Source organism: Ramlibacter sp. JJN2-2R, from assembly GCF_057747835.1.
The window spans coordinates 1,950,609-1,964,714 of the sequence record NZ_CM173226.1 but is presented as its reverse complement, the minus strand read 5'-3'; the positions used below and the strand labels follow the sequence as shown (position 1 = coordinate 1,964,714).

Annotated in this window: 11 protein-coding genes; 5 read left to right on the top strand and 6 right to left on the bottom strand. The window is 69.5% G+C overall.

Annotated elements, in window-relative coordinates; all coding sequences use genetic code 11:
* Window positions 1–108 precede the first annotated feature (108 nt).
* The 3 genes from AC3ANR_RS09675 (at window position 109) to AC3ANR_RS09665 (ending at window position 3,863) form a co-directional block, all read left to right on the top strand.
* On the top strand, window positions 109–1,152 hold the full coding sequence (locus tag AC3ANR_RS09675; protein WP_488291663.1) for an extracellular solute-binding protein: 1,044 nt from the start codon (window positions 109–111) through the stop codon (window positions 1,150–1,152).
* A gap of 112 nt (window positions 1,153–1,264) precedes the next feature.
* On the top strand, window positions 1,265–2,023 hold the full coding sequence (locus tag AC3ANR_RS09670) for a 3-hydroxyacyl-CoA dehydrogenase (RefSeq protein WP_488291662.1): 759 nt from the start codon (window positions 1,265–1,267) through the stop codon (window positions 2,021–2,023).
* Window positions 2,024–2,066: 43 nt separating this feature from the next.
* Window positions 2,067–3,863 carry a gamma-glutamyltransferase family protein gene (locus AC3ANR_RS09665; RefSeq protein WP_488291661.1) on the top strand — a complete coding sequence of 599 codons (1,797 nt, stop codon included), beginning with the start codon at window positions 2,067–2,069 and terminating at the stop codon, window positions 3,861–3,863.
* 6 nt (window positions 3,864–3,869) lie between these two features.
* Here the strand turns inward: AC3ANR_RS09665 and AC3ANR_RS09660 are convergent, their stop codons facing one another.
* Window positions 3,870–4,742 carry a YihY/virulence factor BrkB family protein gene (locus AC3ANR_RS09660; RefSeq protein WP_488291660.1) on the bottom strand — a complete coding sequence of 291 codons (873 nt, stop codon included), beginning with the start codon at window positions 4,740–4,742 and terminating at the stop codon, window positions 3,870–3,872.
* 64 nt (window positions 4,743–4,806) lie between these two features.
* Entirely contained in the window at window positions 4,807–6,453 is a 1,647-nt protein-coding gene (locus tag AC3ANR_RS09655) for an acyl-CoA synthetase (protein ID WP_488291659.1), read from the bottom strand.
* Between the two features lie 72 nt (window positions 6,454–6,525).
* Between AC3ANR_RS09655 and dnaG the strand changes: the two genes are divergently transcribed.
* Entirely contained in the window at window positions 6,526–8,352 is a 1,827-nt protein-coding gene (gene dnaG / locus AC3ANR_RS09650) for a DNA primase (RefSeq protein ID WP_488291658.1), read from the top strand.
* 257 nt (window positions 8,353–8,609) lie between these two features.
* Here dnaG and AC3ANR_RS09645 read toward each other — a convergent pair whose 3' ends face one another.
* Complete coding sequence (locus AC3ANR_RS09645) at window positions 8,610–8,765, bottom strand: hypothetical protein (RefSeq protein WP_488291657.1); 156 nt, start codon at window positions 8,763–8,765, stop codon at window positions 8,610–8,612.
* Window positions 8,766–8,769: 4 nt separating this feature from the next.
* Here AC3ANR_RS09645 and rpoD point away from each other — a divergent pair, with 4 nt between their 5' ends.
* Window positions 8,770–10,989 carry an RNA polymerase sigma factor RpoD gene (rpoD, locus tag AC3ANR_RS09640; protein ID WP_488291656.1) on the top strand — a complete coding sequence of 740 codons (2,220 nt, stop codon included), beginning with the start codon at window positions 8,770–8,772 and terminating at the stop codon, window positions 10,987–10,989.
* Between the two features lie 83 nt (window positions 10,990–11,072).
* Here the strand turns inward: rpoD and gloA are convergent, their stop codons facing one another.
* The 3 genes from gloA to AC3ANR_RS09625 form a co-directional block, all read right to left on the bottom strand.
* Window positions 11,073–11,612 (bottom strand): lactoylglutathione lyase, encoded by a 540-nt coding sequence (gene gloA, locus AC3ANR_RS09635; protein WP_488291655.1) that lies wholly within the window; start codon window positions 11,610–11,612, stop codon window positions 11,073–11,075.
* Window positions 11,613–11,640: 28 nt separating this feature from the next.
* Entirely contained in the window at window positions 11,641–13,032 is a 1,392-nt protein-coding gene (gene fumC / locus AC3ANR_RS09630; protein ID WP_488291654.1) for a class II fumarate hydratase, read from the bottom strand.
* 123 nt (window positions 13,033–13,155) lie between these two features.
* Entirely contained in the window at window positions 13,156–13,803 is a 648-nt protein-coding gene (locus tag AC3ANR_RS09625; RefSeq protein WP_488291653.1) for a putative quinol monooxygenase, read from the bottom strand.
* Window positions 13,804–14,106: the final 303 nt, after the last annotated feature.

Below are 14,106 nucleotides of genomic sequence, written 5' to 3'. Positions count from 1 at the left end.
CGCGAAGCGAGGCTCGCGCCCGACCCCCGGCCCCGCCACCAACTGAGAATGATTCTTGTTTGGATTATGATCGCCCTCTTCGCATCCACCTTCGAAAGACTCCACTTCATGCGCCGATCCGCCCTTGCCTTCTGCCTCGCCCTCGCCGGGGCGGCCAGCCTGCCGGCCGCCGCGCAGGACCAGGTCCTGAACCTCTACTCCGCGCGCCACTACCCCACCGACGAAGCGCTGTACGCGAACTTCACCAAGGCCACGGGCATCCGCATCAACCGCGTGGACGCCGACGACGCCGGGATTCTCGCCCGCCTGAAGGCCGAGGGCACCGCGTCGCCCGCCGACGTGATCCTGCTGGTGGACGCGGCGCGCCTGGCCAAGGGCGATGTCGACGGGCTGTTCAAGCCGGTCCGATCCAAGGTGCTGGAGGACGCGATCCCGGTGCAGTACCGCGCGGCGGCGGGCCCCGAGGGCACCACCTGGTTCGGCTTCTCCACCCGGGCCCGGGTCGTGGTCTATGACAAGGCCAGGGTCAAGCGCGAGGACGTCGACACGTACGAGGAGCTCGGCGACCCGAAGAACAAGGGCCGCGTGTGCGTGCGCTCCGGCTCGCATCCGTACAACCTGTCGCTGTTCGGCTCGGTGACCGAGCACCTCGGCGAGGCCCGGGCGCAGGAGTGGCTCCAGGGCGTGAAGTCGAACCTGGCGCGCGACCCCAAGGGCGGCGACACCGACCAGATCAAGGCCGTCGCGGCCGGCGAGTGCCAGGTGGCGCTGAGCAACACCTACTACATCGCCCGCCTGATGCGCTCGGACAAGCCCGAGGACCGCGCCGTGATGGAGAAGGTGGCGGTGGTCTTCCCGAACCAGCAGTCGTGGGGCACGCACCTGAACATCGCGGGCGGCGCGGTGGCCCGGAACGCCAGGAACCCCGCCGCGGCGGTCAGGTTCCTCGAGTACCTGGCCAGCCCCGAGGCGCAGAACCACTTCGCCAACGGCAACAACGAGTGGCCGGTCGCGCGTGGCGTGAAGGTCGCCAACCCGGCGCTGCAGGCCATGAGCGGGGGCGACTTCAAGGCCGAGACCATTCCGCTGGCGGCCGTCGGCGCCAACCAGGTCAAGGTCCAGCAGATGCTCGACCGCGCCGGATTCAAGTGAGCCCGCCCCGCGGCGGAGTTGCCGCCGCGCACGCAGTCACGGGGGCCGCATCGCGGCCCCTTCTGCTTTCGCCCCGATAATTGACGTGAACGTCAACCAAGAAGGAGCTTCCATGGACATCAAGGGCAAGGTCTTCATCGTCACCGGCGGCGCTTCCGGCCTCGGCGAAGGCACGGCACGCATGCTGGCCGCCGAGGGCGGCAAGGTCGTCATCGCCGACATGCAGGCCGACAAGGGCGAAGCCGTCGCGCGCGAGATCGGCGGCGCCTTCGTCAAGTGCGACGTGAGCCAGGAAGCGGACGGCCAAGCCGTCGTGGCCAAGGCCGTGTCCCTGGGCAAGCTGATGGGCCTGGTCAACTGCGCCGGCATCGCGCCGGCGGAAAAGACGGTCGGCAAGAACGGCCCGCACAACCTGGCGCTGTACACCAAGACCATCATGGTCAACCTGGTGGGCAGCTTCAACATGATCCGCCTGGCCGCCGAAGCCATGGCCAAGAACGACCCGGAGCCCACCGGCGAGCGCGGCTGCCTGATCTCCACCGCCTCCGTCGCCGCCTACGACGGCCAGATCGGCCAGGCGGCGTACAGCGCCTCCAAGGGCGGCGTGGTCGGCATGACGCTGCCGATCGCGCGCGACCTGTCGCGCAACGGCATCCGCAACATGACCATCGCTCCCGGCATCTTCGGCACGCCCATGCTGTTCGGCATGCCCAAGGAGGTGCAGGACTCGCTGGCCGCCAGCGTGCCGTTCCCCTCGCGCCTGGGCACGCCGCAGGACTACGCCAAGCTGGCCAAGCACATCTTCGAGAACGACATGCTCAACGGCGAGGTGATCCGCCTGGACGGCGCCATCCGGCTCGCGCCGCGCTGATGGCCCGCCCCGCCGGGGCCGGATCCCACGCGGGTCCCCAGGCATGAGACGGCAGCTCGCTGCGCTGGCGATCGCCACCCTGGCGTTGGCCGGGTGCGCGAGCGCTCCGCCGCCCGCCTTCGAGGACCAGCGGCCCGTCCTGCCCGAAGCGGCTTCGGGCTCCACGCGGAAGCCGGGCTGGGCGGCGCACCGATTCGCCGTCGCCGCCGCGAACCCGCTCGCCACCGAGGCGGGCTACCAGGCGCTCCAGGCCGGCGGCTCCGCGGTCGATGCGGCGGTCGCGGTGCAGATGGTGCTCACGCTGGTGGAGCCGCAGTCCAGCGGCATCGGCGGCGGCGCCTTCCTGCTGCATTTCGACGGCGCGCATGTCGAGGCGTTCGACGGCCGCGAGACCGCGCCGGCCGCGGCGGACGAGAAGCTGCTGCTCGGCGCCGACGGCAAGCCCCTCGCCTTCTACGACGCGGTGGTCGGCGGCCGCTCGGTCGGCGTCCCCGGCACCGTGCGGATGCTCGAGATGGCGCACCGCCGGCATGGCAAGCTGCCCTGGTCGGCGCTCCTGCAGCCCGCCATCCGGCTGGCCGAGTCCGGTTTCCCCGTGAGCCCGCGGCTGCACGCCGTGCTGCAGGCCGACGCCCACCTGAAGAAGGACCCGGTCGCGGCCGTCTACTTCTACCGGCCGGACGGCGAACCGCGCCGGGTCGGCGAGCGGCTTCGCAACCCGGCGCTGGCCGCCGTCCTGCGCCGCATCGCCGCCGAGGGCGCCAGGGCGCTCCACGAAGGGGACATCGCGCAGGCCATCGTCGACAAGGTGCGCGGGCACCCGACCAATCCCGGCCGGCTCACCCTGGCCGACCTGGCGGGCTACCAGCCGAAGCAGCGCGAACCGATCTGCCACGACTACCGCGCGCCGGCACGCGAGTACCGCATCTGTGGCTTCCCGCCGCCGGGCTCGGGGGCCATCGCCATCGGCCAGATCCTGGGCATCCTGAACGACACGAACGCGGCCTCGCTGCCGCTCGTGGAAGGACTGCCGTCGGCCGACTGGCTCTATCTGTACAACGAGGCCGCGCGCCTGGCATTCGCGGACCGGGGCCAGTACCTGGGCGACCCCGACTTCGTCCAGCCGCCGGGCGGCAGCTGGATGACGCTGCTCGACCCCGCCTACCTGCGCCAGCGCGCCCGCCTGATCGGCCCGCGGAGCATGAAGGTCGCGCAACCCGGCACTCCCGGCACGCGCGGCGCCCTGGCCCCCATGCCCGACCAGCCCGAGCACGGCACCTCGCACATCAGCATCGTCGACGCGGGTGGCCACGCCGTCGCCATGACCACCACCATCGAGGACCAGTTCGGCGCGCGCCAGATGGTGCGCGGCTTCATGCTGAACAACGAGCTCACCGACTTCAGCTTCACCCCCGCCGACGCGCAGGGCCGGCCCATCGCCAACCGCGTGCAGCCCGGCAAGCGGCCGCGCTCGTCGATGGCGCCCACGCTCGTGTTCGACAAGGCCACCGGCCGGCTCGTGATGAGCGGCGGCAGCCCCGGCGGCGCGCTGATCATCCACTTCACCGCCAAGACGCTCTATGGCGTGCTCAACTGGGGCCTCGCGCCGCAGCAGGCCATCGACCTGCCGAACTTCGGTTCGCTCAACGGCCCCACCCTGCTCGAGCAGAAGCGCTTCCCGCCCGCGACGGTCCAGGCGCTGCGTGCACGCGGCGCCGAAGTGCGCGAGCAGGAGATGACCAGCGGCCTGCAGGCCCTGGTGCGTGGCGACGCACCGGGCCGGATGACCTGGTTCGGCGGCGCGGACCCGCGGCGCGAAGGCGTGGTGATGGGCGACTGAGCCTGCTCAGCCGCCATGCGCCTTGAGCAGGCGCTCGTATTCGGAGATCACCTGCGCGCCGAACAGCAGGAAGGTGGCGCCGATCTCCAGGCTGAGCAGCACGACGATGGCCGTCGTGAGCGAGCCGTACACCACGCTCACCTGCGACAAGGTGCCGAAGTACCAGACCAGCAGGTGCCGGGTGACCTCCCACAGCAGCGCCGCCGTGATGCCGCCGGGCAGCGCGTGGCGCCACGTCAGCCGCCCGGCCGGCATCACCATGTACAGCGAGGTCAGCATGAAGATCTCGCCCAGCAGGCCGAGCAGGTACAGCAGCACGCCCGAGAAGCCCTTGAGCGACCAGGCGTGGCCGAGCAACTCCACGTTCTCCTGGCCGAGCGCCTCCAGGCTGCCGGCCACCAGCGTCACCACCAGCAAGCCCAGGCTGAGGAAGAACACGTAGCAGTACGGCATCAGCGCCGAGACGAGGAAGTGGCGCCGGCGCACGGTGACGCGGTGCAGGAAGATCACCGACATCGCCTTTTCCAGCACGGTGAACGCCAGCGAGCTGAAGAACAGCATGGTGGCCAGCAGCACCCAGCCGACCACGTCGCGGTGGGCGACGAAGGACGCCAGCTCCGCCATGAACGCCTTCGATTGCCCCGGCAGCAGCCACTCCAGGTAGCGGCCGAGGGTGCCCAGCAATTCGCGCTGGTCGACCACGTGCGACAGCGCGATCACTGCCAGGATCAGCAACGGCACGACGGACAGCAGCGCGTAGTACGCCACCGCGCCGGCCAGCAGCAGGCCCTGGTTGCGCATGAACCCGCGCACCACCTGGCGCGCGAACGCGCCGGGGTTCGCCAGCACGTGGGCCGTGGCCGGGCTGATCACTCGCATCCGCCCCAGTCTAGGGCTGCGCGGCGCGGCGCGCAGGCCGCTGTGACAGGCGCCAACGCGACCGTCAGACGTCGATGGCCTGGGCCGAGCCGGCGCGCTTGCGCAACTCGAACTTCTGGATCTTGCCGGTCGAGGTCTTGGGCAGCTCGCCGAACACCACGGCGCGCGGCAGCTTGAAGCCGGCCAGGTGCTTGCGGCAGTGGGCGACGATGTCCTGCGCGGTGGTGGCCGCGCCGGCCTTGAGTTCGACGAAGGCGCACGGGGTCTCGCCCCACTTCGGATCGGGCTTGGCCACCACCGCCGCGGCCAGCACGTCGGGGTGGCGGTACAGCACGTCCTCGACCTCGATGGAGGAGATGTTCTCGCCGCCCGAGATGATGATGTCCTTGCTGCGGTCCTTGATCTTGATGTAGCCGTCCGGGTACTGCACCGCCAGGTCGCCGGTGTGGAACCAGCCGCCGGCGAAAGCCTCCTGCGTGGCCTTGGGGTTCTTGAGGTAGCCCTTCATCGTGATGTTGCCGCGGAACATGATCTCGCCCATGGTCTCGCCATCCATCGGCACCGGCTGCATCGTCCCGGGATCCATCACGCGGGCGTCCTGCTGCAGGTGGTAGCGCACCCCCTGGCGGGCGTTCAGGCGGGCCCGCTCGCCGATGTCCAGCCGGTCCCAGGCCTCGTGCTTGGGACACACCGTCGCCGGGCCGTAGACCTCGGTCAGCCCGTACACGTGCGTCAGGTCGAAGCCCAGGCGTTCCATGCCCTCGATCATCGACGCCGGCGGGGCGGCGCCGGCCACCATCGCCTTGACGCCGCGCGGCAGGTCACGCTTCATCTCGTCCGGCGCGTTCACCAGCATGCCGTGCACGATCGGCGCGCCGCAGTAATGCGTCACGCCATGCTGGCGGATCGCGTCCAGGATCGCGCCCGCCTCCACCCGGCGCAGGCAGACGTTCACCCCGGCCCGGGCCGCGACGGTCCACGGGAAGCACCAGCCGTTGCAGTGGAACATCGGCAGCGTCCACAGGTAGACCGCGTGCTTGGGCATGTCCCACTCGAGGATGTTCGACACGGCGTTCGTCGCCGCGCCGCGGTGGTGGTACACGACGCCCTTGGGGTTGCCGGTGGTGCCGCTGGTGTAGTTCAGGGCGATCGCATCCCATTCGTCCTCGGGCATCAGCCAGGCCCCGGCAGGGTCGCCGCCGGCGAGCAGTTCCTCGTAGGTCAGGCTGCCCAGCCGCTCCACCGGCCCCTGGTACAGCTCGTCCTCGACGTCGACCACCAGCAGCGGCCCGCTGCGCGTGCGCAGCGCCAGCGCCTTCTTCAGCGCCGGGGCGAACTCGGGATCGACGATCACCACCCTGGCCTCGCCGTGGTCCAGCATGAAGGCGATGCTCTCCGGATCGAGGCGCGTGTTCAAAGCGTTCAGCACGGCGCCGGCCATCGGGACGCCGAAGTGCGCCTCGACCATGGGCGGCGTGTTGGGCAGCATGACGGCGACAGTGTCGCCGCGCCGCACGCCCCGCGCGGCCAGCGCCGACGCGAGCCGGCGGCAGCGGGCCTCGGTCTGCGCCCAGGTCTGGCGCAGGGCCCCGTGCACGATGGCGAGGCGGTCGGGATAGACCTGCGCGGTGCGCGCGAGGAACGAGAGCGGCGTCATGGGCGCGAAGTTCGCCTCGTTGCGCGCCAGGTCCTGGTCGAAGATGCTGCTCATGTCGCACGTTCCTCCGTGGTTTGCCCGGGTGCCGGCGGCGGCCGGCACCGTTGCGCCAGAATACCGCTGCTGATGGCCATTCCCCAGTCATTCATCCAGGACCTGCTGTCGCGCGCCGACGTCGTGGAGATCGTCGGCCGCTACGTGCAGCTGAAGAAGACCGGGGCCAACTTCTCCGGCCTGTGCCCGTTCCACGCGGAAAAGAGCCCCTCGTTCACCGTCAGCCCGAGCAAGCAGTTCTACCACTGCTTCGGCTGTGGCAAGAACGGCAATGCGATCGGCTTCCTGATGGAGCACGCGGGCATGGGCTTCGTCGAGGCGGTCAAGGACCTGGCCGGCCAGTACGGCATGGAAGTGCCCGAGGACGACACCTCGCCCCAGGAGCGCGAGCGCGCCGCCCAGCAGCGGCAGAAGCAGGCCACGCTCACCGACGTGCTGGAAAAGGCGGGCCAGGCCTACCGCAAGCACCTGCGCGGCTCGCCGCGGGCGATCGCCTACCTCAAGGGCCGCGGCGTCTCGGGCGAGATCGCCAAGGCGTTCGGCCTCGGCTATGCGCCCGAGGGCTGGCGCACGCTGGCCGGCGTGTTCCCGCAGTACGACGACCCACTGCTGGCCGAGAGCGGGCTGGTGATCGTCAACGAGGACGATGACAAACGCTACGACCGCTTCCGCGACCGGGTCATGTTCCCGATCCGCAACGTCAAGGGCGAGTGCATCGGCTTCGGCGGGCGCGTCCTGGGCGACGAAAAGCCCAAGTACCTCAACTCGCCCGAGACGCCGGTGTTCAGCAAGGGCCGCGAGCTCTACGGGCTGTACGAGGCGCGCAACCAGTTGCGCGAGTTCGGCTACGTGCTGGTGACCGAGGGCTACATGGACGTGGTCGCCCTGGCGCAGCTCGGATTCCCGAACGCGGTGGCCACGCTGGGCACGGCCTGCACGCCCGAACACGTGCACAAGCTGTTCCGCTTCACGGACAGCGTGGTCTTCAGCTTCGACGGCGACGCCGCCGGGCGGCGCGCCGCCCGCAAGGCGCTGGAAGGCGCCCTGCCCTACGCCACCGACGTGCGCACGGTGAAGTTCCTGTTCCTGCCGCCCGAGCACGACCCCGACAGCTTCATCCGCGAGCACGGCCGCGAGGAGTTCGAGCGCTATGTGCGCCAGGCCGTGCCGCTGAGCGTGTTCTTGGTCGAGGCGGCCAGCGCTGACTGCGACCTGGCCACGGCCGAGGGCCGATCGCGCATGCTGGCCGCGGCGCACCCGCTGTGGATGCTGCTGCCCGACGGCGCCCTCAAGCGCCAGCTGTTCGCCGACATCGCCGAGCGCTCGCAGGTCGGCTCGCACGAACTGGCCGACCTGTGGCGGCTGCCCCGCGCCGCCAGCCGCCCGCGTCCGAAGCCGCAGCAGCGGGCCTACGGCACGGGCGTGCGCCAGCCGATCAAGTCGCGCACCATCGCCTTCGCCGAGACCATTGCCCGGCTGGTGCTGCGCCACTCGCGCACCTGGGAACTGCTGGGCGCGCCGGACCACGAGGTGCTCTGCGGCCTGCAGCCGCCGCTGGGCGACCTGTTCTCCTGGGTCGACGCGGGCAGCCACGAGCACGGCGGCCAGCCCTGGGCGGCCCTGCAGGTGGGCCTGCAAGGCCAGCCGTTCGCGGACCGCGCGACGGCACTGATGGACTACGACGCCAGCCAGCCGCTGGCGGGCGCCGTGGAGGACATCGACACCACCGAGCGCGACCTGCGGCTGTCGATGCTCGAGATCCACCTCGACCTGGTGGCCACCGCCATCGATGAGGCAGGCCGGCTGCCGCAATCCGACCCCGGCCGCCACGCCCGGCTGCTCGACCTCAGCCGCCGGCAGCAACAATTGCTGCAGCAAAAGCGCCAGCTGCGGTCTTGAATTCGCGCCCTGACGGTATAATGTAGGGTTTGTCAGCGGCAAGAGCGACAGCAGCACCTCCGGGCCGGCCGACAGTGACTCCCAAGCGAGCACGACCGAGCCACTTCACCGCAAGGACTGCACTCCAAATGTTCGCCCACCCATCTTGCCCATGAAGGACCGGCCGCCCCCAGGCAGCCGTCCTCTCGCCCGCGCCGGGTAGTTTTGTGGCGCCCCTGTTTCTGCCGTTCTGTTTGTTCCGAGGTGCTCATGCCCGCTCAAAAGTCCGCGAAGCTCGCCAAGCCGCAAGCGAAACCCAGCGCGAAAAAACCGATCAAACCCGCTTCGCCGCCCGCCAAGGGCGCGCTCAAGGTCGTCAAGGCCCCCAGCGCGCCGAAGGTCCAGGCCAGCAGCAAGCAGTCCACGAAAGCCAAGCCAGTGCCCAGCAGTACCAAGGCCCCTGCCGCCAAGCCCGAGAAGGCCTCCGCCAAGGAGGAGACCAAGAAGACCCTGAAGGCTGTCGCCCCCGCCACCGACGAGCCGGTCAAGAAGAAGCCCGGCCGCCCGCCCAAGGCGGCTGCCGCCGAGTCGGACGCGCCCCCGAAGGCCGCTGGCGCCAAGCGCGGCCGCAAGCCCAAGGCCGCGGCCGACAAGGCCGAGGGTGAGGAAGACGACCTGTCCGACATCGAGGCCGAGTTCGCCGAGGAACCGGCGGCCGTCGAGACGACCGAGAAGGTCAAGCCGCTGCGCATGAAGATCAGCAAGGCCAAGGAACGGGCCTTGATGAAGGAATTCGGCCTGGACGAGACCGTCCTGTCCGAGGAAGAGATGACCAAGCGCCGTCAGCGCCTGAAGACGCTGATCACGCTGGGCAAGACGCGCGGCTACCTGACCCACGGCGAAATCACCGACCACCTGCCTGAGAAGCTGGTGGACGCCGAGACGCTGGAAGTCGTGGTCACCATGCTCAACGACCTGGGCGTGGCGGTGTACGAGCAGACGCCCGACGCCGAGATGCTCCTGCTGAACAACACCACGCCCACGGCGGCGACGGTGGAGGAAGCCGAGGAGGAAGCCGAGGCCGCCCTGTCCACCGTGGACAGCGAGTTCGGCCGCACCACCGACCCGGTGCGCATGTACATGCGCGAGATGGGCACGGTGGAACTGCTCACGCGCGAGGGCGAGATCGAGATCGCCAAGCGCATCGAAGGCGGCCTGCAGGCGATGATGGAGGCCATCTCCGCCTCGCCGGCGACCATCGCCGAGATCCTGCGCCTGGCGGCCGACATCCGCGAGGGCAAGGTCGTCATCTCCAGCATCGTCGACGGCTTCTCGAACCCCAACGAGGCCGACGACTACGTGGCCGAGGAGGACTTCGACGAGTTCGACGCCGACGACGACGACGACGGCAACGGCGGCTCCAAGGCGCTGACCAAGAAGCTCGAGGAGCTCAAGTCGCAGGCGCTCGAGCGCTTCGACCGCATCGCCGAGCTGTTCGAGAAGGTGCACAAGGTCTACGACAAGGAAGGCTACGGCACGCCGGCGTACATGAAGGCGCAGCACGCCCTGTCCGAGCAGCTGATGACCATCCGCTTCACGGCCAAGACCATCGAGAAGCTGTGCGACATGGTGCGCTCGCAGGTCGACGACGTGCGCAAGAAGGAGCGCGAGCTGCGCCGCATCATCGTGGACAAGTGCGGCATGCCGCAGGAAACCTTCATCAAGGAATTCCCGCCCAACCTGCTGAACCTCAAGTGGGTGGAGAAGCAGGCCGCGGCCGGCAAGCCCTGGAGCACGGTGATCGCCCGCAACATCCCGCCAATCCAGGAACTGCAGCAGAAGCTGGCGGACCTGCAGTCGCGCGTGGTCGTGCCCCTGGCCGAGCTCAAGGAGATCAACAAGCGCATGAACGAGGGCGAGGCCTCGTCGCGCGACGCCAAGAAGGAGATGATCGAGGCCAACCTGCGCCTGGTGATCTCCATCGCCAAGAAGTACACCAACCGCGGCCTGCAGTTCCTGGACCTGATCCAGGAGGGCAACATCGGCCTGATGAAGGCGGTGGACAAGTTCGAATACCGCCGCGGCTACAAGTTCTCGACCTATGCCACCTGGTGGATCCGCCAGGCCATCACCCGCTCCATCGCGGACCAGGCCCGCACGATCCGCATCCCGGTGCACATGATCGAGACCATCAACAAGATGAACCGCATCTCGCGCCAGCACCTGCAGGAGTTCGGCTTCGAGCCGGACGCCAGCATCCTGGCGGCCAAGATGGAGATCCCCGAGGACAAGATCCGCAAGATCATGAAGATCGCCAAGGAGCCGATCTCCATGGAAACGCCGATCGGCGACGACGACGACAGCCACCTGGGCGACTTCATCGAGGACACCAACAACACCGCGCCGATCGAAGCCGCCATGCAGGCCGGCCTGCGCGACGTGGTCAAGGACATCCTCGACTCGCTCACCCCGCGCGAGGCCAAGGTGCTGCGCATGCGCTTCGGCATCGAGATGAGCACCGACCACACCCTCGAGGAAGTGGGCAAGCAGTTCGACGTCACGCGCGAGCGCATCCGCCAGATCGAGGCCAAGGCGCTGCGCAAGCTCAAGCACCCGAGCCGCAGCGACAAGCTGCGCAGCTTCATCGACACGCTGTGAGCGGCGGGGCCCCACAGGCCTTCGCAACATCGAAAAAAAGGGACCTTCACGGTCCCTTTTTTTTCGTTCCGCGGCGAGCGGCTTCAGGCCCGGCCGAGCGCCTTGAGCCGCCCCGGCTCGACGATCTCGATCCAGTAGCCGTCGGGATCCTTGATGAAGGCGACGTCGCGCATCTTGCCCTGGTCGGGACGCTTGACGAAGGTCACGCCGTTCTGGTCGAACCAGGCCACGGCGGCATCGAGGTCGGGCACCGAGAAGCAGATGTGGCCGAAGCCCTGCGGCTGCGCGTTGCCGTCGTGGTAGCGGAACTGCGGGTCGTCCTCGGTGCCCCAGTTGTGGGTCAGCTCGAGGATGCCGCGCTGGCTGAAGGTCCAGGCGGTGCGTTCGCCGGCGTCCGCCGGCGGCTGCTCGCCCTCCTGCGGCCGGTGCAGGAAGTACAGCGAGAACTTCATTTCCGGAAAGTCGAGCTTGCGCAGCACGCGCATGCCCAGCACCCGGCTGTAGAAGTCCAGTGCCACCCGCGGGTCCTTCACCCGCAGCATCGAGTGGTTGAGGACGAAGCCGCGGGTCGCTTCGGGCGAGGTGTCACTGACGCCGGGGTGGGTCTCGGTCGCAAAGGTCATGGCCCGGATTGTCCGCTCCGGGCGTGGCTCAGCGGCCCGGGCCGACCATCTGCTCGGGGCGCACCCACTGGTCGAACTGCTCGGCGGTGACGAAGCCGGTGGCGATCGCCGCCTCGCGCAGGCTGGTGCCCTCCTTGTGCGCCTTCTTGGCGATCTGGGCGGCCTTGTCGTAGCCGATGTGCGGATTGAGCGCCGTCACCAGCATCAGCGAGCGGCCCACCAGTTCGCCGATGCGCTCGCGGTTCGGCTCGATGCCCACCGCGCAGTGGTCGTTGAAGCTGCGCATGCCGTCGCCCAGCAGCCGAACGCTCTGCAGGAAGTTGTGGGCGATCATGGGCCGGAAGACGTTCAGCTCGAAGTTGCCCGACGCGCCGCCGAAGTTGATGGCCACGTCGTTGCCGAACACCTGGCAGCAGGCCATGGTCAGCGCCTCGCACTGGGTCGGGTTGACCTTGCCGGGCATGATGGACGAGCCGGGCTCGTTCTCCGGGATGGAGATCTCGCCGATGCCGCTGCGCGGCCCGCTGGCCAGCCAGCGGATGTCGTTGGCGATCTTGAACAGGCTGGCCGCCAGCGTCTTGAGCGCGCCGTGCGCATGCACCAGGGCGTCGGCCGCCGCCATGACCTCGAACTTGTTGGGCGCCGTGGTGAACGGCAGCCCCGTCAGCCGCGCGAGCTCCTGCGCGACCTTCTCCGCATAGCCGGGCGGCGCGTTCAGGCCGGTTCCCACGGCCGTGCCCCCGAGCGCCAGTTCGCACAGGTGCGGCAGGCTGGCGTGCAGGTGGCGGTCACACTGCTCCAGCTGCGCGACGTAACCGGAGAACTCCTGCCCCAGGGTGAGCGGGGTCGCGTCCTGCAGGTGGGTGCGGCCGATCTTCACGATGTCGCGGAACGCCTCGCTCTTGGCCGCCAGCGTCTCCTTCAGCGTCATCAGCGAAGGCAGCAGGCGGTTGCGGATCGCCTCCACCGCCGCCACGTGCATCGCGGTGGGGAACACGTCGTTGGACGACTGGCTGCGGTTCACGTCGTCGTTGGGATGGATCAGCCGCCCTTCGCCGCGCTGGCCGCCGAGCAGTTCGCTGGCCCGGTTGGCCAGCACCTCGTTCACGTTCATGTTGGTCTGGGTGCCCGAGCCGGTCTGCCAGACGACCAGCGGAAACTCGCCGTCATGCCCGCCGCGCAGCACCTCGTCGGCGGCGGCGATGATGGCCGACGCCTTGCGGTCGTCCATCAGGCCCAGCAGGTGGTTGGCCACCGCGGACGAACGCTTGACCTGCACCAGCGCGCGGATGATCTCGCGCGGCTGGCGCTCGCCGGAGATGTCGAAGTTCTGCAGCGAGCGTTGCGTCTGCGCGCCCCACAGGCGTTCGGCGGGGACCTCGATCGGGCCGAAGGTGTCTTTCTCGGTGCGGCTGGGCATGGTGCGGATGGCGGTGAAGTGGCGGCCACCGCACCGTAGCAGACTCGGGTGCGCTTGGGTGCGCGCGCGGGGACCGCGTGCGCGCGGCCAGGCGGGCGGGGCTCCACGCTGCAGCGCCGTGGCTCAGGCTGGCTCGGGGTGCGCCAGCTCCCGCTCGGAGAACGTCGCGGCCACCACCTGCACCGTGTCCACGTGCGGCATGCCGCCCAGCAGCGCCAGCGCCTGCTTGGTCAACTCGCGCGGCACCCGCCCCGTCAGGTGCGAGATGCGGGCGCCGTTGTCGGGGAACACGTCGAAGATCCCGTAGTCGCCGCTGTCCAGGTGCAGCGCGAACCAGGCCAGCGTGCCCGGCTCCTCCTGCACGAGCGCGCGGCCGCCGCGCAGGAACTCCTCGACCTGGGCCTCGTGCCCCTGCCTGGCCCGGAAGGTCAGCAGCAGGCCGCGCGTGATCGCGCTGGCGGCCGGCGGCTGGCCCGGCAGCTTGCTGGCCAGGATCGCCACCTTCTCGATGCGCGGGTCGGCGGCCAGCAGCCAGCGGCCCTCGTTGCCCAGCGCCGCAGCCACCGCGCCGGACAGGTGGGCCTGCCGGCCCGCCTCGTGCGGGAAGACGTCGAAGATGCCGTACGCCGAGCGCCCGAACCGCAGGGCGAACCAGGCCGTCGTGTCCGGCTCGGCGCGCACGAGGGGCTGCGCCGACCGCAGGAACGTCTCCAGCTCCTCGCCGCGGCCGTGCTGCGCTTCGAGGCGCACCAGCAATCCATGCGTGACCATGGCAACCCCCAACCAACGTGTGTGCTAACCCCGCAGGCTAGTGCGCCGCGGCGTATCGGTGGGCGCGCGGCGGTGACGGACTGTGAGCACGTGTTCGGCACCATTGGCGTGCCCTCCCGTCCCCTTTTATGGATGTAGGCCCCTCCATTACTGTGCGAACACCATGCCGACGACCATCCAAGCAGCCGACCTGATCGAGTCCATCGCGGCCGCGCTGCAGTACATCAGCTAAGTCAGCAGTCAGCGGAAGCGTCGGAGCAAGCGGCTTCGGCCAGCGTGTTGCGCAGCGTGCAGATGGCGCAG

Excerpts from the sequence above, each read along its gene's own strand:
- AC3ANR_RS09675 (WP_488291663.1), top strand. The coding sequence starts at position 109 with ATGCGCCGATCCGCCCTTGCCTTCTGCCTCGCCCTCGCCGGGGCGGCC.
- AC3ANR_RS09670 (WP_488291662.1), top strand. The coding sequence starts at position 1,265 with ATGGACATCAAGGGCAAGGTCTTCATCGTCACCGGCGGCGCTTCCGGC.
- AC3ANR_RS09665 (WP_488291661.1), top strand. The coding sequence starts at position 2,067 with ATGAGACGGCAGCTCGCTGCGCTGGCGATCGCCACCCTGGCGTTGGCC.
- AC3ANR_RS09660 (WP_488291660.1), bottom strand. The coding sequence starts at position 4,742 with ATGCGAGTGATCAGCCCGGCCACGGCCCACGTGCTGGCGAACCCCGGC.
- AC3ANR_RS09655 (WP_488291659.1), bottom strand. The coding sequence starts at position 6,453 with ATGAGCAGCATCTTCGACCAGGACCTGGCGCGCAACGAGGCGAACTTC.
- dnaG (WP_488291658.1), top strand. The coding sequence starts at position 6,526 with ATGGCCATTCCCCAGTCATTCATCCAGGACCTGCTGTCGCGCGCCGAC.
- gloA (WP_488291655.1), bottom strand. The coding sequence starts at position 11,612 with ATGACCTTTGCGACCGAGACCCACCCCGGCGTCAGTGACACCTCGCCC.
- fumC (WP_488291654.1), bottom strand. The coding sequence starts at position 13,032 with ATGCCCAGCCGCACCGAGAAAGACACCTTCGGCCCGATCGAGGTCCCC.
- AC3ANR_RS09625 (WP_488291653.1), bottom strand. The coding sequence starts at position 13,803 with ATGGTCACGCATGGATTGCTGGTGCGCCTCGAAGCGCAGCACGGCCGC.